Genomic DNA, 20,509 nt, shown 5'->3' with positions numbered 1-20,509 from the left:
GTGCGCAACCGTCATCCGTAAAGTGTAGATGTGCGGGATTTGTGATGCTGCTGGCCCTGAAGGTTGGCGAAGATCTTGAGTGGTACTTGCATCTTCGCGCCCTCACCCGCATAAATCAGAACATGAACCTGCCCATCCCCGCAGACAGTGCCCTGGCCGGCTTCCACCCCGCCGTCAGCGCCTGGTTCAGCAACAAATTCGCGACGGTCACCGCCGCCCAGGCCCGGGCGTGGCCGCTGATCCGCCAGCGCCGCTCGACCCTGATCGCCGCCCCCACCGGTTCCGGCAAGACCCTCACCGCCTTCCTCGCCGTGATCGACGACCTGGTTCACCGTGGCCTGGAAAACTCCCAAGGCCTGCCAAACGAAACCCTGGTGGTCTACGTCTCGCCGCTCAAGGCGCTGTCCAACGACATCCAGATCAACCTGCAAGACCCATTGGCCGGCATCACCGAACAGTTGCGGCGGATGGGCCTGCCCGAGCTGCGGATCAGCACCGCCGTGCGCACCGGCGATACACCGCAAAAAGATCGCTCGGCGATGCGCAAGACCGCGCCGCACATTCTGGTCACCACCCCGGAATCGCTTTACGTGCTGCTCGGTTCCGACTCCGGGCGGCAGATGCTCAGCACCACCGGCACGGTGATCGTTGATGAAATCCACGCCATCGCCGCCAGCAAGCGCGGCAGCCACCTGGCGCTGAGCCTCGAGCGTTTGCAGGCACTGTGCGCCGAACCGCTGGTGCGCATCGGCCTGTCGGCCACGCAAAAACCCATTGAGGCGGTGTCGCGCTTTCTGGTCGGTCGTGATCGACCCTGCGAGATCGTCGATATCGGCCACGCCCGCCCACGTGACCTGGACATCGAAGTGCCGCCCGTGCCGCTATCGGCAGTGATGGCCAACGATGTCTGGGAACTGGTCTATGACCGACTTGCCGCCCTCGCCCGCGCACACCGCACCACGCTGGTGTTCGTCAACACCCGACGTCTCGCCGAGCGCCTGAGCCGCCACCTGAGCGAACGCCTGGGCAAGGACGCGGTGGCCGCCCACCACGGCAGCCTGGCCAAGGAGTTTCGCCTGGACGCCGAACAGCGGCTCAAGCGTGGCGAATTGCAAGTGTTGATTGCCACCGCGTCGCTTGAGCTGGGCATCGACATTGGCGATGTCGACCTGGTGTGCCAGATCGCCTCGCCGCGTTCGATTGCCGGCTTTTTGCAAAGGGTTGGTCGCTCCGGGCACCAGGTCGGCGGCACCCCCAAGGGCCGCCTGTTTGCTACCACCCGCGACGACCTGATCGAATGCGTCGCGCTGCTCGACTGCGTGCGCCGGGGCGAGCTCGACACCCTGCTGATCCCCGAAGCGCCGCTGGACGTCCTGGCGCAACAGATCATCGCCGAAGTCAGTTGCCAGGAATGGCCGGAGCAGGCGCTGCTGGAATTGTTCCGCAACGCCTCGCCCTACAGCAGGCTCGACGAAAAACACTATCAGGCGCTACTGCAGATGCTCGCCGAGGGCTTCGACGGGCGCCAGGGCATCCGCAGTGCCTATCTGCATCGTGACGCCGTGAGCCGCACCCTGCGCGGTCGCAGGGGCGCCAAGCTGACGGCGGTGACCAGCGGCGGGACCATCCCCGACAATGCCGACTACAGCGTTCTGCTCGAGCCACAAGGCCTGAACATCGGCAGCGTCAACGAAGACTTCGCGGTGGAGAGCATTGCCGGGGATGTGTTCCAGCTGGGCAATACCTCGTACCGGATCCTGCGGGTCGACACCGGCAAGGTCCGGGTGGAGGATGCCCAGGGTCAGCCGCCGACCATTCCGTTCTGGCTCGGCGAGGCTCCGGGGCGTAGCGCCGAACTGTCGTTTGCCGTGGCGCGCTTGCAGGCCCAGCTCGATACTCTGCTGGGCGCGACGCCGGGTAACTTGCAGCCTGCCCTCGATTGGCTGACGCAGACCCTGGGCCTGAACCTGGCCAGCGCCGAACAACTGGTGGAATACCTGGCCCGCGCACGGCAGACACTGGGCGCGTTGCCGTCGCAAGACACCTTGCTGATGGAGCGCTTCTTCGACGAGTCCGGTGGCACCCAGCTGGTTATCCACAGCCCGTTCGGCAGTCGCATCAACCGCGCCTGGGGCCTGGCCTTGCGCAAACGCTTCTGTCGCACCTTCAACTTCGAGTTGCAGGCCGCCGCGAGCGAGGACGCCATCGTGTTGTCGCTGTCCTCCAGCCACAGCTTTGAGCTGGCTGATGTGTGGCGCTACCTGCACAGCAACACCGCTGAGCACATCCTGATCCAGGCCGTGCTCGATGCCCCGTTGTTTGGCGTGCGCTGGCGCTGGAATGCCGGTGTGGCGCTGGCGCTGCCGCGCTTTCGCGGCGGGCGCAAGGTGCCGCCGCAGATCCAGCGGATGAAAAGCGAAGACCTCACCGCCAGCGTGTTCCCCGACCAGATTGCCTGCGTGGAAAACCTCGTGGGCGAGCGCGACATTCCCGACCATCCGCTGGTGGAGCAGACCCTCGACGATTGCCTGCACGATGCCATGGACAGCAACGGCTGGTTGGCCCTCCTGCGGCGCATGGAACGCGGCGAGGTCCGCCTGATCAGCCGCGACCTGCCCGCGCCCTCGCCCCTGGCCGCGGAAATCCTCAGCGCCAGGCCCTACACCTTTCTCGACGATGCGCCCCTGGAGGAACGCCGCACGCAGGCGGTGCTCAACCGCCGCTGGAGCGAGCCGCAGTCCACTGACGACCTGGGCGCGCTGGACGCCGACGCCATTGACGCCGTGCGGGAAGAGGCCTGGCCCACGCCCGGCAATGTCGATGAGATGCACGAGACCTTGATGAGCCTGGCCTGCATCACCGACGCCGAGGCCAGCGCCAACCCGCATTGGCTGGAATGGTTGAATGCCCTGGCTGACAGCGGCCGAGCCTGCCGCATCAACCAATCACTGTGGCTGGCGCTGGAACGGCTGACGTGCCTGCAGGCGATTTATCCACAAGCGGATCGGACTCCACCCTTGCAGGCTCTGCCGGGTTTCGATCTGGCCTGGACGCCGGACGACGCCGTCGTAGAAGTGATTCGAGCGCGGCTCAGCGCCTTTGGTCCATTGCCGATGCAGGCGATTGCCGCCCCCCTCGAATTGCCCGCTCTGAAAGTCACCCAGGCATTGGCGCACCTGGAACGCGAAGGCTATGTGCTGCGCGGGCGCTTCACCCCAGGCAATACCGAAGAAGAATGGTGTGAGCGACATTTGCTGGCGCGGATTCATCGCTACACCGTCAAGCGCCTGCGCCGGGAAATCGAGCCCGTGGCCTTGCAGGATTTCATGCGCTTCCTGTTCGACTGGCAGCACCTGTCCAACGCCACCCGTGGCCAGGGCAGCACGGTGCTGCCGGCGATCGTCGCCCAGTTCGAAGGCTACCCCGCCGCCGCGTCGGCCTGGGACAGCGACCTTTTGCCCGCGCGGATCAAGGACTATTCGCCCACCTGGCTCGATGAGGCGTGCCGTAGCGGCAAACTGGTCTGGAGCCGACTGACTGCGCGCAACCGCAGCACCGGCACCGCCCTGCGCAGTACACCGATCGTGCTGTTGCCGCGTAATCGGGTCGGACTCTGGAGCGACTTGACCGAGCAAACGCCGGTCAGCGAACTGTCGCCCAAGACACAGAAGGTACACGCCGCCCTCAGCCAGCACGGCGCGCTGTTTTTCGATGAGCTGATTCACGAAGCCCACCTGCTGCGCGCGGAGCTGGAAATCGCCCTGCAGGAGCTGGTGGGTGCGGGGCTGGTGAACGCCGACAGTTTTGCCGGCCTGCGGGCGCTGATCACACCGGCCAGCAAGCGCCAGCAGCGTAGCAGCCGACGCGGACGCGGGGCCTTTGTCGGCGGCATGGACGACGCCGGGCGCTGGGCGCTGTTGCGACGCGCAGTGACCGCGCCGGTTGTGGATAACCCGCGACCGACGCCAACGCCCGCCGACACCTTGGAACACATCGCCATGACCTTGTTGCGCCGCTACGGCGTGGTGTTCTGGCGCTTGCTGGAGCGTGAGGCCGATTGGCTGCCGAGCTGGCGGGAATTGCTGCGCACCTTCCATCGGCTGGAAGCGCGGGGTGAGATTCGTGGCGGACGTTTTGTCAGTGGCTTGGCGGGCGAGCAATTCGCGCTGCCGGAGGCGATTCCATTGCTGCGCGAAGTCCGCCGCCGACCCCATGACGGCAGCTTGGTCGCGGTGTGCGGGGTCGATCCGCTGAACCTTGCCGGCACCCTGTTGCCCGGTGCGAAAGTGCCGGCGCTGGCGAGCAATCGGCTGGTGTATCGCGATGGTTTACCGGCAGCGGCGGAGATTGCGGGCAAGAAGCATGTGTGGCTGGAGCTGGAGCATCAGGCCATGGTTGAAGTGCAGAGCAAGCTGATCCGGCATTAGGGTTGCCTGCGCCGGCCCCATCGCCAGCAGGCTAGCTCCCACTGGACCGGTGTTCACAGATCCATTGTGGGAGCCAGCCTGCTGGCGATGGGGCCATAACAGCCGCCAAATTTATTGAGGCCGTGGCCGATCCGGCATCAACACCGCCGCATGTTCCGGCTCAGCCGCCCCATCATGCACAGGCTCCGCCGCCGGCCCCTGCACTAAAACCTGCTGTGGATAAGTCTGCGCGAAATGCACCCACGGACTGTTATCCACAAGCTTTTTCAACCGCTGGTTGAACGCCCGGCTCACCGCATATTGCCCGCCCGACACGGTGCGAAATTGTGCCGTCAGCACTACGCCATTGAGGTCCATCCTGTCGACGCCGAACACATCCAGTGGCCCTTGCAGGTTGTACCGCAGGAACGGGTCTTCACTGATCGAATGCCCCGCCTCGCGAATCAGTTCGATGGCCTTGTCGACATCGGTGTCATAGGTGAACTGCACGGAGAAGAACGCATAGGCAAACTGCCGTGATTGGTTGGTCACGGCCTTGATCTGGCCAAAGGGCACCGAGTGCACGAAGCCCTTGCCGTCGCGCAGGCGCAAGGTGCGGATGGTCAGGCCTTCGACCGTGCCGGCATGCCCGGAATCGAGCACCACCCAGTCACCGATCGACAGGGTGTCTTCGATGATGATGAACAACCCGGTAATTACGTCCTGCACCAGTTGCTGGGAGCCAAAACCGATGGCCAGGCCAATGACCCCGGCACCGGCCAGGAAAGGCGCGACATTGATGCCAAGATTGGCCATGGTGGTGATGGCGCAGATCACCACCAGAATGATTTTGATCGCATTGCGCAGCAACGGCAGGATGGTCTTGATACGCGTACTCGGCTGGCGTGCCCCGCGTTTGCTGGCCGGAGGTTTCAGGGCCTCCTGGATCGCCGTGTCGAGCACCACCCAGACCATCCAGGTCACCAGGAAGATCAGGCCGATATGACTCAAGGAGTCACTGATCGCCCGTCCCACGGCATTGCTGACCGCAAAATCGAACAGCGACACGCCCCAGATTCGTCCGAGGATATCGATGAACACGATGGCCATGGCGATGCGCAACAACGCGTGGGAGAGGCTCAGGAAGCGTTCCTTGTAGGCGCCACTGCGGCGCACCTCGGACTCGCTGCGGGTCTTGAACAGGTGGTGCAGCGTCGTGCTGAGAAACACCGTCGCAATCAGCAACACCGTGGTGAACAGCGCGCTGCGCAGCACTTGCTGGTTGTCATCGCCAATGCCGATCAGGTTGATGACAGAGACCAGCACCATCAACAGGATCGGCCAGTACCAGAGCCCGGAAAAAATCCGCAGGGTTTCGCGCAACGCTGGCTGCGCCCGACGCTGGGCCAGCGGCAGGATACGGATCACCTGGGCGACCGGACGGCGCAGGCGGAACACCAGCAAACCAAAGGAAATCGAGGCCGCCAGCCCGGTAAATACAGCGATGCTGCTGGTGAGATTGTTCCCCAGTTGATGGGCGATCTGCGGGCTGGTCAAGGCGTCGCTCAGGGCGACCAGGAAACCAATCGCGAACAGCGGTCGTGGGCTGTCCTGGCGAATGATCTGCACCGCCCGGCGTTTGTGACCGACATTGAACAGCACCACCAGGGACATCACCAACGACGAAGCGAACACGCCACTGCTGGTGGCATAGGCAAAACACAACGCCAGCGCCCTGCCGGCCGACACCGGCAATAACTGGCTGGCATAAATCGTCAACGGCAGGCTGATCACCGCGGGGATGCTGTAGGGCAAGACATAACCCAGCAAGGCCTGCCCACGCTCTCGGCTGAGCAGCACACGATGGCGGCACAGGCGTTCGGTCAAGAATTTGCCGAACATCCAGAGCAGGCCGAAGACACCCGCCCACACCGCCGTCAGCAGCAGGAAATCCCCCGCCACGCTCCAACTCGAACGGGTCGATGGGCGATTGACCAGTTGGTCTACCTCATCGGCCGCACGATCAGCGCGCAAACGCCAGGCGTCGAGCAGGTCCTTGTCGAGGTTGAGCTTGCTCTGGACGTCGTCGATGCTCGAACTGATGGCGCCCAGCAACCCGCCCTGGACCAAGGGTTCCGGGTGTGCCGCCGGTGTGGCGGCGGCCGGCACGCCCGGTATGGCCGCTGCCTGCAGTTCCTCGCTGCCGAAAAACAACAGCGCCCCCAGTAATATCGCTGTCTTGAGCCTGATCAAGGCATCCGCTCCTTTGGATAGGACTGTAAGGAACTGATCGAGAATTGCCGGACTAGTTCGCTGCTGGCCGGCAAATCCCCAGCAATCTTTGCGCTCAAGACAAATATCAAATGTTCATCCCTGTATTTTTACCATCGCCACCAGTCTAGTGCCCGAGGGAAAAGCCGCCAGCGCGATCATGTTCACCGGCCTGGTCGCAGGCCTCTGATCCCCCGTAGGAGCCGGCTTGCTGGCGATAGCGATATGTCGGTCACATCCATGTCGAATGTGCCGCCGCCATCGCCAGAAAGCCGGCTCCTACTGGTTTTGTGGTGACTTGTAAAACGTGACCGTCCGTAGCTCCATCGAAACTTTCGCCACTGCCCCACAGTCATCAAAAGATCAGGGGGCAGTCACACGGGAGGCGACATGGCGGCGATTCACATCGGTATATCAGGTTGGCGCTACACGCCCTGGCGGGGGGATTTCTACCCGAAGGGCCTGGCCCAGAGGCGCGAATTGCAATTCGCCTCACGGGCGGTCAACAGCATCGAGATCAATGGATCGTTCTACGCCCTGCAACGGCCCGAACGCTACGCCCAGTGGTATGCCGAAACCCCGGCGCACTTCGTGTTCAGCGTCAAAGCCCCGCGTTTCATCACCCATATCAAGCGTCTGCGTGACATCCACAAACCCCTGGCGAATTTCTTCGCCTCCGGGGTGCTGGAACTCAAGGAAAAACTCGGCCCGATTCTTTGGCAGTTTCCGCCCAACTTCAAATTCGACGCCGAACTGTTCGAGACCTTCCTCGAACAATTGCCCCACGACACCCAACAGGCCGCCGCCCTCGCCCGCCAGCACGATTCCCACGTAAACGGCCACGCCAGCCTGAAGGCGAGCAGGAAACAGCCCTTGCGCCATGCCGTGGAAATCCGCAACGAGAGCTTCATCGATCCGCTATTTGTCCGCCTGCTCAAACGCCACAACACGGCCCTGGTCATCGCCGACACCGCCGGCAAATGGCCGTACCGCGAGGACCTCACCAGCGACTTCGTGTACCTGCGGCTGCACGGTGCCGAAGAGCTCTACGCCAGCGGCTACACCCCTCAGGCACTGAAGCGTTGGGGCGACCGGATCGAGGCCTGGCATCAGGGGCGGCAACCGGCCGATCCGCATTTGATCGCGCCGCGCCTGAAACCCAGGGCGCGCAAGTCTCGGGAAGTGTTCTGCTATTTCGATAACGACATCAAGGTTCGCGCGCCCTTCGATGCGCGTCGTTTGCTGGAGCGCTTCGACCTCGACAAAGAGCTGCTCACTGCCCCCGGCGAACCCGCTGCCGAAGGAGTGTTGCCATGAGCATTTCCGAACCGGTTGGTACCACCGACGAGCAGGCGACCATCGAGAGCACGGTGCACCGTTTCACCGTGCTGACGGTCAACACCCACAAGGGTTTCACGGCGTTGAACCGGCGCTTCATCCTGCCTGAACTGCGCGAAGCGGTGCGCAGCGTGTCTGCCGACGTGGTGTTTCTGCAGGAGGTACACGGCACCCACGAACATCACCCCAAGCGCTACGACAATTGGCCGGCGATACCCCAGTACGAATTCCTCGCCGATACCCTCTGGCCGCAGTTTGCCTACGGCCGCAATGCGGTCTATCCGGCAGGCGATCACGGTAACGCCTTGCTGTCGAAATTCCAGATCGTTCGCCACGACAACCTCGACGTGTCCATCAGCGGCCACGAGAACCGCGGCATTTTGCACTGTGTGCTGCGCCTGCCTGGCGAAGGCCCGGAGGTGCATGCCATATGCGTTCATCTCGGATTGCGCGAAAACCACCGCAATGAACAGCTCAAGTTGCTGGAGCGCCGCCTTGAGTCGTTGCCAGGCGACGCGCCGGTGATCGTGGCCGGTGATTTCAATGACTGGCGCCAACGCGCCGATGCCCTGCTCAAGCCCTGCGGTTTGCGCGAAGTGTTCGCCGAGCACCATGGCAAGCCGGCGCGCAGTTTTCCCGCGCGATTGCCGACCCTGCGCCTGGACCGCATCTACGTGCGCAACCTCAAGGCCAGCCGTCCGCAGGTACTGGCCACCCGGCCCTGGTCACACCTTTCGGATCACGCACCGTTGTCGGTGGAGATTGAGCTATGAGTAGCCCGTCGATGGAAAAAACCGCGCTGGAAAAAACGATAGCCGCGCCGCCCATGAGCGAGCCGCAAAGGGTCGACGTCGAGTACGGCTGGCAGGGTAACAATCGGGTCGAACTGTTGGAAAATGGCGAAGCCTATTTCCCCAGGGTGTTCGAGGCCATGCGCCAGGCCAAAACCGAGATCCTCCTGGAAACCTTCATTGTGTTCGAGGACAAGGTGGGCGAAGAACTGAAGGACGTGCTCATCGAGGCGGCTCAACGGGGCGTACGCGTGACGGCCAGTTTTGACGGGTTTGGCTGCGGAGAGTTGTCTGCCGGGTATCTCACCGCCCTGAGCGGTGCCGGCGTGCATTTGCAGATGTTCGACCCGGCCCCCAAGCGCCTGGGCATCCGCACCAACTGGTTCCGCCGCCTGCATCGCAAGATCGTGGTGGTGGACGGAACGCTTGCGTTCATCGGCGGGATCAACTTCTCCGCCGATCATCTGGCCGACTTCGGCCCGGAAGCCAAACAGGATTATTCGGTTGAAGTGCAAGGCCCGGCGGTGGCCGACATCCACCACTTTGCCCTGCTGCAATGCGGTCGCCCGGCCCGCGCGAAATACTGGTGGCAACGCCGTCGGCAACGGCGCTCGGAACTGGTCGTGACCGATCACGATGGCCAGGTGCGGCTGGTGTACCGCGACAACGCCGAGCATTCGACCGACATCGAAGAGGTTTACCGCCTGGCGCTGCGCACGGCGCAGCGGCGCGTGGTCATCGCCAACGCCTACTTTTTTCCAGGCTATCGCTTGCTGCGCGAGATCCGTAACGCGGCGCGCCGCGGCGTTGAAGTGCGCCTGATCCTGCAGGGCCAGCCGGATATGCTGGTGGCCAAACTGGCAGCGCGCATGACTTACGATTACCTGCTCAAGTCCGGTGTGAAAATCTTCGAATACTGCGACCGCCCACTGCACGGCAAGGTCGCGTTGGTGGACGAAGACTGGAGCACCGTCGGCTCGAGCAACCTCGACCCGTTGAGCCTGTCGATGAACCTGGAGGCCAACGTGTTGATCCGTGACCGTGCGTTCAACCGTGACCTGTTCGAACGGCTCGAGGAACTCAGCGATAACCATTGCAAGGCCATGTCCGTGGACAAAGCCCCGCGCGGGCGAATCTGGCACATGACCGTGGGCTTCATGGTGTTTCACTTCCTGCGGCATTTTCCGGCATGGGCCGGCTGGTTGCCCGCGCACAAACCACGATTGAAAGCATTCACCCCACCGACCGGGAGCGATCAACATGAGCCGCACTGAAGCACAGGCGGCGTCCCACGCCGAGCACCCGGCCAAATCGCGCTGGAGCCGTTGGAAAAGACCGTTGACGATGCTGTTTTTCCTGGCGTTGATCGTCCTCTTGACGATGTTCGCCCAGCGCATTGAATGGAACGAAGTGTTAGAGACCCTGGCCGATTTCAAGGTACGCACCTTGATCATCGCGGCCGGCCTGACCCTGGTGAGTTTTCTGGTCTACGCCTGTTTCGACCTGATTGGCCGCACCTACATCCGCCAGGACCTGACGTGGAAACAGATCCTGCCGGTGGGCATCATCAGCTACGCCTTCAACCTCAACCTGAGCGCCTGGGTCGGCGGCATTGCCATGCGGTATCGCCTGTATTCACGGCTCGGGGTGAGCAAATCCAACATTGCGAAAATCCTCGGCCTGAGCCTGGCGACCAACTGGTTCGGCTACATGGTGATCGCCGGCGCGGTGTTCAGCAGCGGACTGGTGCGCATGCCACCAGGCTGGAAACTGAGCAGCGGCGCGCTACAGGCGGTGGGCGTGTTGCTGCTATTGGTGAGTGCGGGGTATCTGGCGGCGTGCCAGTTCTCCAAGCGTCGGGAATGGTCGATTCGTGGGGTGGAAATCAACTTGCCGTCGCTGCGCATGGCAATCCTGCAACTGGCCCTGGGGGCGCTGAACTGGTCGTTGATGGCCGCAGTGATTTTCACCCTGTTGCCGAGCAAACTGGACTATCCGCTGGTGCTGGGTGTGTTGCTGATCAGCGCCATCGCCGGGGTCATCACCCACATTCCGGCCGGGCTCGGTGTGCTGGAAGCGGTGTTCGTGGCACTGCTGCAACACGAAGCCTCACGGGGCAGCCTGGTGGCGGGGTTGCTGGCTTATCGGGCGATCTATTTCCTGTTGCCGCTGTTGATCACGCTGGTGATGTACCTGCTGGTGGAGGCCAAGGCCAAGTCGTTGCGGATCTCGAAGAAGCCCAAGTGATGGGTGCTGTTTTCGAAGCCCGAAAGAACACCACAAGATTATGAGGACTGAATAATGCTCAACCGCTCACCCACCACCATTTCCGTGATCCAGTCCACCAGGATCGAGGTGTAGGCCTGCTGTGAAACGGGTTCACTCAGCGCATGATCCGCCCCATCGATGATGCGGTGAGTCAGCGAGTGGGTCTGCTGACACGCCGCGCGATAACTCATGATGGTCGCGTGGGGTACGTAGACATCGGTTTCCGACTCTACCAGCAACACATCCCCGGTAAATTGCGAACAGGCATGCAGCGCCCGGTTGCTATCGGCGCGCACCAGGGTGCTGCGGTAGTCGCGCAGGTCGAGCTTGTCCAAGTCGCGCTTGGGGGTGTGCCATTGATCGTCGCGGTACAGCGCCGGCACCCGCAACGCCAGCCAGCGCACCGGCCGCAGCGAAGTGAGGATCGAGGCCAGGTAACCGCCGTAGCTGGTGCCGACCACGGCAATCGCCGAGGTATCCAGCGCCGGGTGCGCGAGCAAACGGTCGTAGGCCGCCAGCAGGTCGCGCAGGTTGTCTTCGCGGGTTACCCGGGTCAGCGGAATACCCGTGCCGCCGGTGTGCCCGCGCAGATCGAAGGTCAAACACACACAACCCAATCCGGCGATGCCCTTCGCCCGTTCCAGGTCTCGCTCCTGACTGCCGCCCCAGCCGTGCACAAACAACACGCCGGGGACTTTCGATTTGGGGCTGAGAAAAGTCCCGCTCATCTGTTCGTCGTCGATGTCGATTTGAATGCTTTCGCTTCTAGCCGTCATAGGATGTGACCGTTACGTACTTGAGGAGGAAATCGCTGTTTTCCGCCGGCCCGCGGTACACCTCGATGGCGTCCGCCGGCAGCGGCTGATCGATGTAGGTCTCCACCGAAGACACGCGAATCGCGCGCATCCCCGGATCGTTGACGAAACTCTGCAAGGCTGCGACTTCAGCGCTGCTAGCCCCACCCATGCGCCAGGATTGCTCGAGCACGCCGCTGCGTTGCTGGCCATCACTGGCGATACCCTGGGCGATGTCGTAATTGCGCCGTGAGGCGTAGAAACCGGGATAGGCTTCGTCTGCGGCACCGTCAAATACCTGAGCCTGCCGGATCGCCAGTTGCACATCGTCGGGTAAATCCAGGGTCAGCAGATCGTCGTAGCCACCCTGCACCACCAGCAGATTGGAACCACCATAGACCTCTTCGCCGTGGGCGTCTGTGGTCAAGTATTGATCACCGCAGTAACTGAGCACCTTTTCACCAATGAAACTCTGCCCGACGCTGTGGGTAATCACCTGGTCCAGGTCCTGCTCCAGCACCACGCCTTCACTGAACAGCGCTTTCGCATCAGGACGGGCGAGGATTTCGTCGAACTGGTCGAGGCTCTTGATGACTTCCTGACCACGCCCGGCACAGGCATGAATCGGCTTGATGCGGATCGCGCCACTGTAGAGCAGATGCTCCGCCGCCGGACGCGCATCCTCGAACGAGAACACACTCAGACCATCAAGCACCACCGTGCGCACCCGTTCGGAAAACAACGGCGCCCAGCCTTGCGGAGCATGGGCATGTCGATTCAACAAACCATGGCTGATGGCTTTGGTGCAGATGAAATCATGCTCGACATAACCGCCCCACAAATCCTCCGGTCCCTTGACGCCCAAATGCCGGGCGGCTGCGGCCCCCACCAGGGTCTGGGTCGGTAACAGATAGATGTCTCGACCGCTGTGTACCTGCGGGTCGTAGCTGCCGCCGAATTTGAGCCCGAGGATTTGCGCCAGCCAACGGGCCAGGGCGCGATTGGTTTCGACTTCGTGAACCGGTGCATCGTCGCGCACCGAATGGGCGACGACCAGTTTCTTGCGGTTTGTTGGGGTCATGCGTCCCCCTTCAGTTGTCGCGATATGAATGTAGCTGATGGGGTGCAGGGTTCAGGCCAACCGCCTGCTGAGAAAAATGCTATGTAAATCAGCCTGTAGCAGAAACGATAGTGGCACCTCGCCCGCCTTATTCTGCACGACCGGATTTTTCATACCGGCATTTTGCACGATTCAAACCTGACATCGCCCCCCCTGTGGGAGCGGGCTCGCTCGCGAAAGCAATCTTCCAGTCCCACCAGTTTTGACTGACATACCGCTTTCGCGAGCAAGCCCGCTCCCACAGGGTTGTGTGATGCAGCCGCTAACGGGTTGCAACACTGGGCATCACCCCAAACCGCGCCCGATAATCACTCGGCGCCAGCCCGGTAATCTTCTTGAACGTCGAACGAAACGCTCCCGGATCCTGATACCCGACGGTCCAGGCAATGTGATCGATGGTGCCGTTGGTAAACTCGAGCATTTCCCGAGCCTTGCCGACCCGCAGATGCTGGCAATATTCCGTAGGCTTGAGCCCCGTCGCCGCGCGGAAACGGCGCAGGAACGTACGCTCTTCCAGCCCTGCCCGCTCAGCCATGGTCGCCAGCGAGACATCGGTGGCGCCAGTGCTTTGCAGCCAGTGTTGAACCTTGAGAATCGAGGCATCGCCATGGTTGAGAATCGGCGCGAAATTGCTGCCGCACTCACTGGCGCTGTCGCTGTGTTCCACCACCAGGAAACGCGCAGTGCCGGTGGCAATGCTCGGCCCCAACAGTCGATCCACCAGGCGCAGTCCCAATTCAGACCAGGCCATCAGTCCGGCGGTGGTAATCAGGTCACCGTCATCGACGATGGGAGTATCGGCCTTGAGCTTGATCGCCGGGTAACGCTCGCTGAAGGACTTTGCCGAAGTCCAGTGAGTGGTGGCGCTGCGCCCGTCGAGCAGTCCGCTTTCAGCCAACAGCAGCGAACCCACGCAGACGCCCCCGAGGGTCGCGCCGCTGGCGTGTTGTTGGCGCAGCCAGCGCAGCAACGGCTGCGGCGCCTGGCCTTCGGTGAACCCGGCAATCGACGGTGGAATCAATACCGCCACCAATGCGTCGTCTGTCGCGGGATGACTGTCATAGACGCGCGACGGTGCCTGCTGGCCATCGACCTGCCAATGGCTCACGCGCAGCAAGGGCAAGCGCGCCTCTTGATGCTCGGCGGCGATCCGGTTGGCCACCCCGAACAGGTCCGTCAAGCCATGCACCGCCGCCATCTGCGCGCCGGGATAGATCAACACGCCCAGCTCGGCGATCGCCCTTTGTGCATCCATTGTCAGTTTTCCCCCTTCTATTGTCGGTGCGGCCAATCCCCGGACGCTCGGCCAGGGCCAATACTCCATTCCACACCCAAACCGCACTTCGAGGAAACAGTCATGGCCAAGCAAGCACTCATCGTAGTCGATATCCAAAAAGACTACTTCCCAGAAGGCAAGTGGCCGCTGGCCGGCGCCGATGCCGCGGCAGACAACGCCGTCCGCCTGCTCAAGGCCTTTCGTGATGCCGGGGATTCGGTGGTGCACATCCGCCACGAATTCACTTCCGAAGACGCACCGTTTTTCACCCCAGGCTCCGACGGCGCCAAGCTGCACCCTAAAGTGCTCAACCAGGACAATGAGCCAGTGGTGCTCAAACACTTCGTCAACTCGTTCCGCGAAACCGAACTGCAGTCCATTCTCGACGAGCAAGGCATCAAGGAACTGGTGGTGGTCGGCAGCATGAGCCACATGTGTGTCGACGGCATCACCCGCGCTGCCAACGACCTCGGCTACAGCGTCACGGTGATCCACGATGCCTGTGCCTCCCGTGACCTGGAGTTCAACGGCGTGACCGTTCCGGCGGCTCATGTACATGCAGCCTTCATGTCGGCCCTGGGCTTTGCCTACGCCAACGTGGTGTCCACGGACGAATTCCTCGCGAACTGAAACTTCTTTCAAGGAGTTTCACCGCAAAAAAAAACCCGCACTTCAGATCGAAGTGCGGGTTTTGTTTTTCAGCTCGCCGCTTGTAGCTCGGGGCTTACCGCTGTTTTAGAACGGAATATCGTCATCGAAGCTGTCGAAGTCCGGAGCCGGCTGCGGAGCGGCCTGCTGAGGAGCCGGGCGCGACTGTTGCGGGGCCGACTGCTGTGGACGCGGAGCCTGCTGGCGTGGCGCGGATTGCTGGTAGTTGTTACCACCGCCCTGGCCTTGCTGGTCACCCTGCTGTGGACGACCGCCCAGCAATTGCATGGTGCCTTGCATGTCGACCACGATTTCAGTGGTGTAACGCTTGATACCGTCTTTTTCCCACTCGCGGGTCTGCAGTTTGCCTTCGATGTAGACCTGCGAACCTTTACGCAGGTATTCGCCGGCGATCTCTGCGACCTTGCCGAACATCGACACACGGTGCCATTCGGTTTTTTCGACTTTCTGACCGGTTTGCTTGTCGGTCCACTGTTCGCTGGTTGCCAGACTCAGGTTGGTCACGGCGTTGCCATTCGGCAGGTAACGAACTTCAGGATCCTGGCCGCAAGTGCCGACCAATATGACTTTGTTAACCCCACGGGCCATTACGTTCTCCTAGGCTACGCACGCTGCCCCGGCCGGGTTGTTCACCAGGCTTTCAAGGGTGGTGCGATCCAATAGTTCGGTGTCCAATTTGATGTAAATGGCCGCCTCATCAGCGACTATCACTGCATCTGTTACCCCTACGACGGCCTTCAGGCGCTCAACCAGCCCCGCTTCGCGGATCGCCTCGGGCGACAATGGCAAGCGCAGGCTTGTCACGTAGGGAGGTTCACGCATGGTAACAGCAAAGGCCAGCCAGAGGGCAGCCAGACCGGCGCATCCAAGGAACACAACCGACAGACCGCCATGCTGGAACAGCCAGCCGCCGAGTATGCCGCCCAGTGCCGAACCGAGGAACTGACTGGTGGAGTAGACCCCCATCGCCGTGCCCTTGCCGCCCGCCGGTGAAACCTTGCTGATCAGCGACGGCAACGAAGCTTCCAGCAGATTGAAGGCCGTGAAAAACACCACGGTTCCAATCACCAGAGCTCGCAAGCTGTCGCCGAACTGCCAGAAGAATAGCTCAGTGAGCATCAGCGTCACGACGGCGCCGAGCAAAACTCGTTTCATTTTGCGTCGCTTCTCGCCGTAGATGATGAACGGAATCATGGCGAAGAAGGAAATCAGCAGCGCGGTCAGGTACACCCACCAATGCTGCTCCTTGGGCAGGCCGGCTTTCTCGACCAGCGCCAGGGGCAAGGCGACGAAACTCGACATCAGCATCGCATGCAACACGAAGATACCAAGATCCAGGCGCAGCAGGTCCGGGTGCTTGAGCGTCGGTATCAGTGCCTGGCGGGCGACGCCGGATTCACGGTGCTGCAACGGACCCGTGGAGCGCGGCACCATGAACATCACGATCACGATACCGAACAGTGCCATGCCACCGGTGGCCAGGAACAATCCGGACAGGCCGAAAGCACGGGTCAGCAACGGCCCTACCACCATGGCGACCGCAAACGACAGGCCGATCGTCATGCCGATCATGGCCATGGCTTTAGTCCTATGCTGCTCGCGGGTCAGGTCGGACAGCAAGGCCATCACCGCCGCGGAAATCGCGCCAGCACCTTGCAGGATGCGCCCGGCGATCACGCCCCAGATCGAGTCGGCGTTGGCCGCCAGGACGCTGCCGAGGGCGAAGACGATCAGCCCCAGGTAAATCACCGGGCGGCGCCCGATGCGGTCGGAAATGAAACCGAAGGGAATCTGGAAAATCGCCTGGGTCAGGCCGTAAGCGCCAATCGCCAGCCCGATGAGGGCCGGGGTCGCTCCCGCCAGGTCCATGCCATAGGTCGCCAATACCGGCAACACCATGAACATGCCAAGCATACGGAAGGCGAACACCAGGGCCAGACCGCTTGCTGCGCGGGTCTCACTGCCACTCATGCGTTCGCTGTGGGGATCGTGCATGGAAAAACCTCATGTGAACCGGCGGCGATTCTACCAGTCCCATCGATTGACAGGGTATATCGCGACGCTTTGCCACGTGTAGATGAAAGAGCTTTCATGTAAGGCGACAAAACCAGTATTCGATAGTGTGCATCCATCCAGTATTTGGCCGTATACTCCTACGTTTTCGACGCCCGCCGAGCGAGGCCACTTTGGACAAGATCCTGATTCGTGGGGCCCGAACCCACAACCTGAAGAACATCGACCTGACCCTGCCAAGGGACAAGCTGATCGTCATCACCGGCCTGTCCGGCTCCGGCAAGTCCTCCCTGGCTTTCGACACGCTGTACGCCGAAGGCCAGCGTCGTTATGTCGAGTCGCTGTCGGCCTACGCCCGGCAGTTCCTGTCGATGATGGAAAAACCTGACGTCGACACCATCGAAGGCCTGTCGCCGGCGATCTCCATCGAACAGAAGTCGACCTCGCACAACCCGCGTTCGACCGTCGGCACCATCACCGAAATCTACGACTACCTGCGCCTGCTGTATGCACGCGTCGGCATTCCGCGCTGCCCGGACCACGACATTCCCCTGGAAGCGCAGACCGTCAGCCAGATGGTCGACCTGGTCCTCGCCGAACCGGAGGGCAGCAAGCTGATGCTGCTGGCCCCGGTCATTCGCGAGCGCAAAGGTGAACACCTTTCAGTCTTCGAAGAGCTGCGCGCCCAAGGGTTCGTCCGTGCGCGGATCAACGGCAAGCTTTACGAGCTGGACGAAGCCCCCAAGCTCGACAAGCAGAAAAAACATACCATCGATGTCGTGGTCGACCGTTTCAAGGTTCGCGCCGACCTGCAACAGCGCCTGGCCGAATCCTTCGAGACCGCGCTGAAACTGGCAGACGGCATCGCCCTGGTGGCGCCGATGGACGACGAGCCGGGCGAAGAGATGATCTTCTCCGCGCGTTTTGCCTGCCCGATCTGTGGCCATGCCATCAGCGAACTCGAGCCCAAGCTGTTTTCCTTCAACAACCCGGCCGGCGCCTGCCCGACCTGTGATGGCCTGGGGGTCAAGCAGTTCTTCGACATCAAGCGCCTGGTCAACGGTGAACTGACCCTGGCAGAAGGCGCGATTCGCGGCTGGGACCGGCGCAACGTCTATTATTTCCAGATGCTCGGCTCGCTGGCCTCCCACTACAAGTTCAGCCTGGAAGTGCCGTTCAACGAACTGCCGGCCGATCAGCAGAAGAGCATCCTGCACGGCAGCGGTTCGCAAAACGTCGATTTCAAATACCTGAATGACCGGGGCGATATCGTCAAGCGCTCGCACCCGTTCGAAGGCATCGTGCCCAACCTGGAGCGTCGTTATCGCGAAACCGAGTCGGCCTCGGTACGCGAAGAACTGGCCAAGTTCCTCAGCACCCAGTCCTGCCCTGATTGCCGCGGCACCCGCCTGCGTCGTGAGGCGCGGCATGTGTGGGTCGGCGAAAAAACCCTGCCGGCGGTGACCAACCTGCCCATCGGCGATGCCTGCGATTATTTCGGTGGGTTGAAGCTGACTGGCCGTCGTGGCGAGATTGCCGACAAGATCCTCAAGGAAATTCGCGAACGCCTGCAGTTCCTGGTCAACGTCGGCCTCGATTATCTGTCGCTGGATCGCAGCGCGGACACCCTGTCCGGTGGCGAGGCCCAGCGTATTCGCCTGGCCAGCCAGATCGGTGCCGGCCTGGTCGGCGTCCTGTACATCCTCGACGAACCTTCGATCGGCCTGCACCAACGCGATAACGACCGGTTGCTCGGCACCCTGAAACACCTGCGAGACATCGGCAACACGGTAATCGTGGTCGAGCACGATGAAGACGCGATTCGCTTGGCCGACTATGTCGTGGATATCGGCCCGGGCGCGGGGGTTCACGGTGGGCACATCGTCGCCGAAGGTACGCCGGCCGAGGTAATGGCGCATCCCGACTCCCTGACCGGCAAGTACCTGTCGGGCCGGGTGAAGATCGCGGTGCCGGCCAAACGTACGCCGCGCAACAAAAAGCTGTCGCTGACACTCAAGGGTGCCCGTGGCAACAACCTGCGCAATGTCGACCTGGAGATCCCGATCGGCCTGCTGACCTGCGTGACCGGCGTGTCCGGCTCAGGCAAGTCGACGCTGATCAACAACACGCTCTTCCCGTTGAGCGCCACGGCACTCAACGGTGCGACCACCCTCGAAGCGGCCGCTCACGACAGCATCAAGGGCCTGGAGCACCTGGACAAGGTCGTCGACATCGACCAGAGCCCCATCGGTCGTACGCCGCGTTCCAACCCGGCCACCTACACCGGCCTGTTCACACCGATTCGCGAGCTGTTTGCCGGCGTGCCGGAATCCCGCTCCCGCGGTTATGGCCCCGGGCGTTTCTCCTTCAACGTCAAGGGCGGCCGCTGCGAGGCCTGCCAGGGTGATGGCCTGATCAAGGTGGAAATGCACTTCCTGCCGGACATCTACGTGCCCTGCGATGTCTGCAAGAGCAAGCGCTACAACCGTGAAACCCTCGAGATTAAGTACAAGGGCAAGAGCATCCATGAAACCCTCGAGATGACCATCGAGGAAGCCCGGGAGTTCTTCGATGCGGTACCGGCCCTGGCGCGCAAGCTGCAAACGTTGATGGACGTCGGTCTGTCGTACATCAAGCTGGGGCAATCGGCGACCACGCTGTCCGGCGGTGAAGCCCAGCGGGTGAAACTGTCCCGCGAGCTGTCCAAGCGTGATACCGGCAAGACCCTGTACATCCTCGACGAACCCACCACCGGGCTGCACTTCGCGGACATCCAGCAACTGCTGGACGTGTTGCATCGCCTGCGTGACCACGGCAACACCGTGGTTGTGATCGAGCACAACCTGGACGTCATCAAGACCGCCGACTGGCTGGTGGACCTGGGGCCGGAAGGAGGTTCGAAGGGCGGGCAGATCATTGCCGTCGGCACGCCTGAGGAAGTATCCGAGATGAAGCAGTCCCACACCGGTTACTACCTCAAGCCTTTGCTGGAGCGCGACCGGGCCTGATCGAGCCCCATGAAAAAGCCCCTGTCACTTCATCAGTGGCAGGGGCTTTTTTGTATCCGCCGCAATCAGGTGTGGGATTGCAGGTAATTCTCGAGACCGATCAACTTGATCAAGCCCAACTGCTTCTCGAGCCAGTAGGTGTGATCTTCTTCGGTGTCATGCAACTGGACCCGTAGCATTTCGCGACTGACATAGTCCTTGTGCTGCTCGCAGAGCTTGATGCCCTTGCACAGCGCAGCCCGTACCTTGTATTCCAGGCGCAGGTCCGCTTCGAGCATCTCTGTCACCGTGGTGCCGACATCCAGATCGTCCGGACGCATGCGCGGCGTGCCTTCGAGCATCAGGATCCGGCGCATCAGTGCATCAGCGTGCCCTGCTTCCTCTTCCATCTCGTGGTTGATTCGTTCGTAGAGCTTGGTGAAACCCCAGTCCTCATACATCCGCGAGTGGACGAAATATTGATCACGCGCGGCCAGTTCGCCGGTCAGCAACGTGTTGAGGTAATCGATAACGTCTGGGTGGCCTTGCATCGCCCTACATCTCCCTGCTTGAAAG

General features: G+C 61.9%; 14 protein-coding genes. 7 read left to right on the top strand and 7 right to left on the bottom strand.

What is annotated here, in order from left to right; genetic code table 11:
• Positions 1 to 122: 122 nt before the first annotated feature.
• Entirely contained in the window at positions 123 to 4,427 is a 4,305-nt protein-coding gene (locus tag SOP95_RS17490; protein WP_323607765.1) for a DEAD/DEAH box helicase, read from the top strand.
• A gap of 111 nt (positions 4,428 to 4,538) precedes the next feature.
• On the opposite strand, the gene SOP95_RS17485 is transcribed toward SOP95_RS17490, so the two are convergent.
• Complete coding sequence (locus tag SOP95_RS17485) at positions 4,539 to 6,659, bottom strand: mechanosensitive ion channel family protein (protein ID WP_323607764.1); 2,121 nt, start codon at positions 6,657 to 6,659, stop codon at positions 4,539 to 4,541.
• Positions 6,660 to 7,067: 408 nt separating this feature from the next.
• Between SOP95_RS17485 and SOP95_RS17480 the strand changes: the two genes are divergently transcribed.
• The 4 genes from SOP95_RS17480 to SOP95_RS17465 are packed head-to-tail and all read left to right on the top strand — an operon-like array spanning position 7,068 to position 11,053.
• Entirely contained in the window at positions 7,068 to 7,994 is a 927-nt protein-coding gene (locus tag SOP95_RS17480; RefSeq protein WP_323607763.1) for a DUF72 domain-containing protein, read from the top strand.
• Positions 7,991 to 8,788: an endonuclease/exonuclease/phosphatase family protein gene (locus SOP95_RS17475; protein ID WP_274074399.1), complete on the top strand. Its 798-nt coding sequence runs from the start codon at positions 7,991 to 7,993 to the stop codon at positions 8,786 to 8,788. The genes SOP95_RS17480 and SOP95_RS17475 overlap by 4 nt, the downstream gene beginning before the upstream one ends.
• Positions 8,785 to 10,080 carry a cardiolipin synthase ClsB gene (gene clsB, locus SOP95_RS17470; RefSeq protein WP_323607762.1) on the top strand — a complete coding sequence of 432 codons (1,296 nt, stop codon included), beginning with the start codon at positions 8,785 to 8,787 and terminating at the stop codon, positions 10,078 to 10,080. Before SOP95_RS17475 ends, clsB begins: the two co-directional genes overlap by 4 nt.
• Positions 10,067 to 11,053 (top strand): lysylphosphatidylglycerol synthase domain-containing protein, encoded by a 987-nt coding sequence (locus SOP95_RS17465; protein WP_323607761.1) that lies wholly within the window; start codon positions 10,067 to 10,069, stop codon positions 11,051 to 11,053. Before clsB ends, SOP95_RS17465 begins: the two co-directional genes overlap by 14 nt.
• Before the next feature lie 38 nt (positions 11,054 to 11,091).
• Here the strand turns inward: SOP95_RS17465 and SOP95_RS17460 are convergent, their stop codons facing one another.
• From SOP95_RS17460 to SOP95_RS17450, 3 genes are all read right to left on the bottom strand, one after another.
• On the bottom strand, positions 11,092 to 11,850 hold the full coding sequence (locus tag SOP95_RS17460) for an alpha/beta hydrolase family protein (RefSeq protein WP_274074396.1): 759 nt from the start codon (positions 11,848 to 11,850) through the stop codon (positions 11,092 to 11,094).
• A complete protein-coding gene (locus SOP95_RS17455; RefSeq protein ID WP_323607760.1) occupies positions 11,840 to 12,949 on the bottom strand; it encodes a DUF3182 family protein in 1,110 nt (369 codons plus the stop codon). The genes SOP95_RS17460 and SOP95_RS17455 overlap by 11 nt, the downstream gene beginning before the upstream one ends.
• Positions 12,950 to 13,250: 301 nt before the next feature.
• A complete protein-coding gene (locus SOP95_RS17450) occupies positions 13,251 to 14,243 on the bottom strand; it encodes a GlxA family transcriptional regulator (RefSeq protein WP_274074394.1) in 993 nt (330 codons plus the stop codon).
• A 102-nt stretch (positions 14,244 to 14,345) separates the two neighbouring features.
• Here SOP95_RS17450 and SOP95_RS17445 point away from each other — a divergent pair, with 102 nt between their 5' ends.
• The gene (locus SOP95_RS17445) at positions 14,346 to 14,894 is read left to right on the top strand and encodes a cysteine hydrolase family protein (protein WP_274074393.1); all 549 of its coding nucleotides are present in this window, start codon (positions 14,346 to 14,348) and stop codon (positions 14,892 to 14,894) included.
• Between the two features lie 105 nt (positions 14,895 to 14,999).
• On the opposite strand, the gene SOP95_RS17440 is transcribed toward SOP95_RS17445, so the two are convergent.
• Positions 15,000 to 15,521 (bottom strand): single-stranded DNA-binding protein, encoded by a 522-nt coding sequence (locus tag SOP95_RS17440; RefSeq protein ID WP_020799826.1) that lies wholly within the window; start codon positions 15,519 to 15,521, stop codon positions 15,000 to 15,002.
• Between the two features lie 9 nt (positions 15,522 to 15,530).
• A complete protein-coding gene (locus SOP95_RS17435) occupies positions 15,531 to 16,928 on the bottom strand; it encodes an MFS transporter (protein ID WP_323607759.1) in 1,398 nt (465 codons plus the stop codon).
• 191 nt (positions 16,929 to 17,119) lie between these two features.
• Here SOP95_RS17435 and uvrA point away from each other — a divergent pair, with 191 nt between their 5' ends.
• Complete coding sequence (uvrA, locus tag SOP95_RS17430) at positions 17,120 to 19,954, top strand: excinuclease ABC subunit UvrA (RefSeq protein ID WP_323607757.1); 2,835 nt, start codon at positions 17,120 to 17,122, stop codon at positions 19,952 to 19,954.
• Positions 19,955 to 20,019: 65 nt separating this feature from the next.
• Here uvrA and bfr read toward each other — a convergent pair whose 3' ends face one another.
• Entirely contained in the window at positions 20,020 to 20,484 is a 465-nt protein-coding gene (gene bfr, locus SOP95_RS17425; RefSeq protein ID WP_008053867.1) for a bacterioferritin, read from the bottom strand.
• Between the last annotated feature and the right edge of the window lie 25 nt (positions 20,485 to 20,509).

Origin of the sequence: Pseudomonas sp. YuFO8, assembly GCF_035065025.1 — a bacterium.
GTDB classification, from domain to species: Bacteria; Pseudomonadota; Gammaproteobacteria; order Pseudomonadales; family Pseudomonadaceae; genus Aquipseudomonas; species Aquipseudomonas putida_AE.
This window is presented reverse-complemented; position numbering and strand designations above follow the sequence as displayed.

Coding starts and splice junctions, on each gene's coding strand:
- SOP95_RS17435 (WP_323607759.1), bottom strand. CDS start 16,928: ATGCACGATCCCCACAGCGAACGCATGAGTGGCAGTGAGACCCGCGCA.
- SOP95_RS17490 (WP_323607765.1), top strand. CDS start 123: ATGAACCTGCCCATCCCCGCAGACAGTGCCCTGGCCGGCTTCCACCCC.
- SOP95_RS17455 (WP_323607760.1), bottom strand. CDS start 12,949: ATGACCCCAACAAACCGCAAGAAACTGGTCGTCGCCCATTCGGTGCGC.
- SOP95_RS17440 (WP_020799826.1), bottom strand. CDS start 15,521: ATGGCCCGTGGGGTTAACAAAGTCATATTGGTCGGCACTTGCGGCCAG.
- SOP95_RS17475 (WP_274074399.1), top strand. CDS start 7,991: ATGAGCATTTCCGAACCGGTTGGTACCACCGACGAGCAGGCGACCATC.
- SOP95_RS17480 (WP_323607763.1), top strand. CDS start 7,068: ATGGCGGCGATTCACATCGGTATATCAGGTTGGCGCTACACGCCCTGG.
- SOP95_RS17460 (WP_274074396.1), bottom strand. CDS start 11,850: ATGACGGCTAGAAGCGAAAGCATTCAAATCGACATCGACGACGAACAG.
- SOP95_RS17450 (WP_274074394.1), bottom strand. CDS start 14,243: ATGGATGCACAAAGGGCGATCGCCGAGCTGGGCGTGTTGATCTATCCC.
- SOP95_RS17465 (WP_323607761.1), top strand. CDS start 10,067: ATGAGCCGCACTGAAGCACAGGCGGCGTCCCACGCCGAGCACCCGGCC.
- clsB (WP_323607762.1), top strand. CDS start 8,785: ATGAGTAGCCCGTCGATGGAAAAAACCGCGCTGGAAAAAACGATAGCC.
- SOP95_RS17445 (WP_274074393.1), top strand. CDS start 14,346: ATGGCCAAGCAAGCACTCATCGTAGTCGATATCCAAAAAGACTACTTC.
- bfr (WP_008053867.1), bottom strand. CDS start 20,484: ATGCAAGGCCACCCAGACGTTATCGATTACCTCAACACGTTGCTGACC.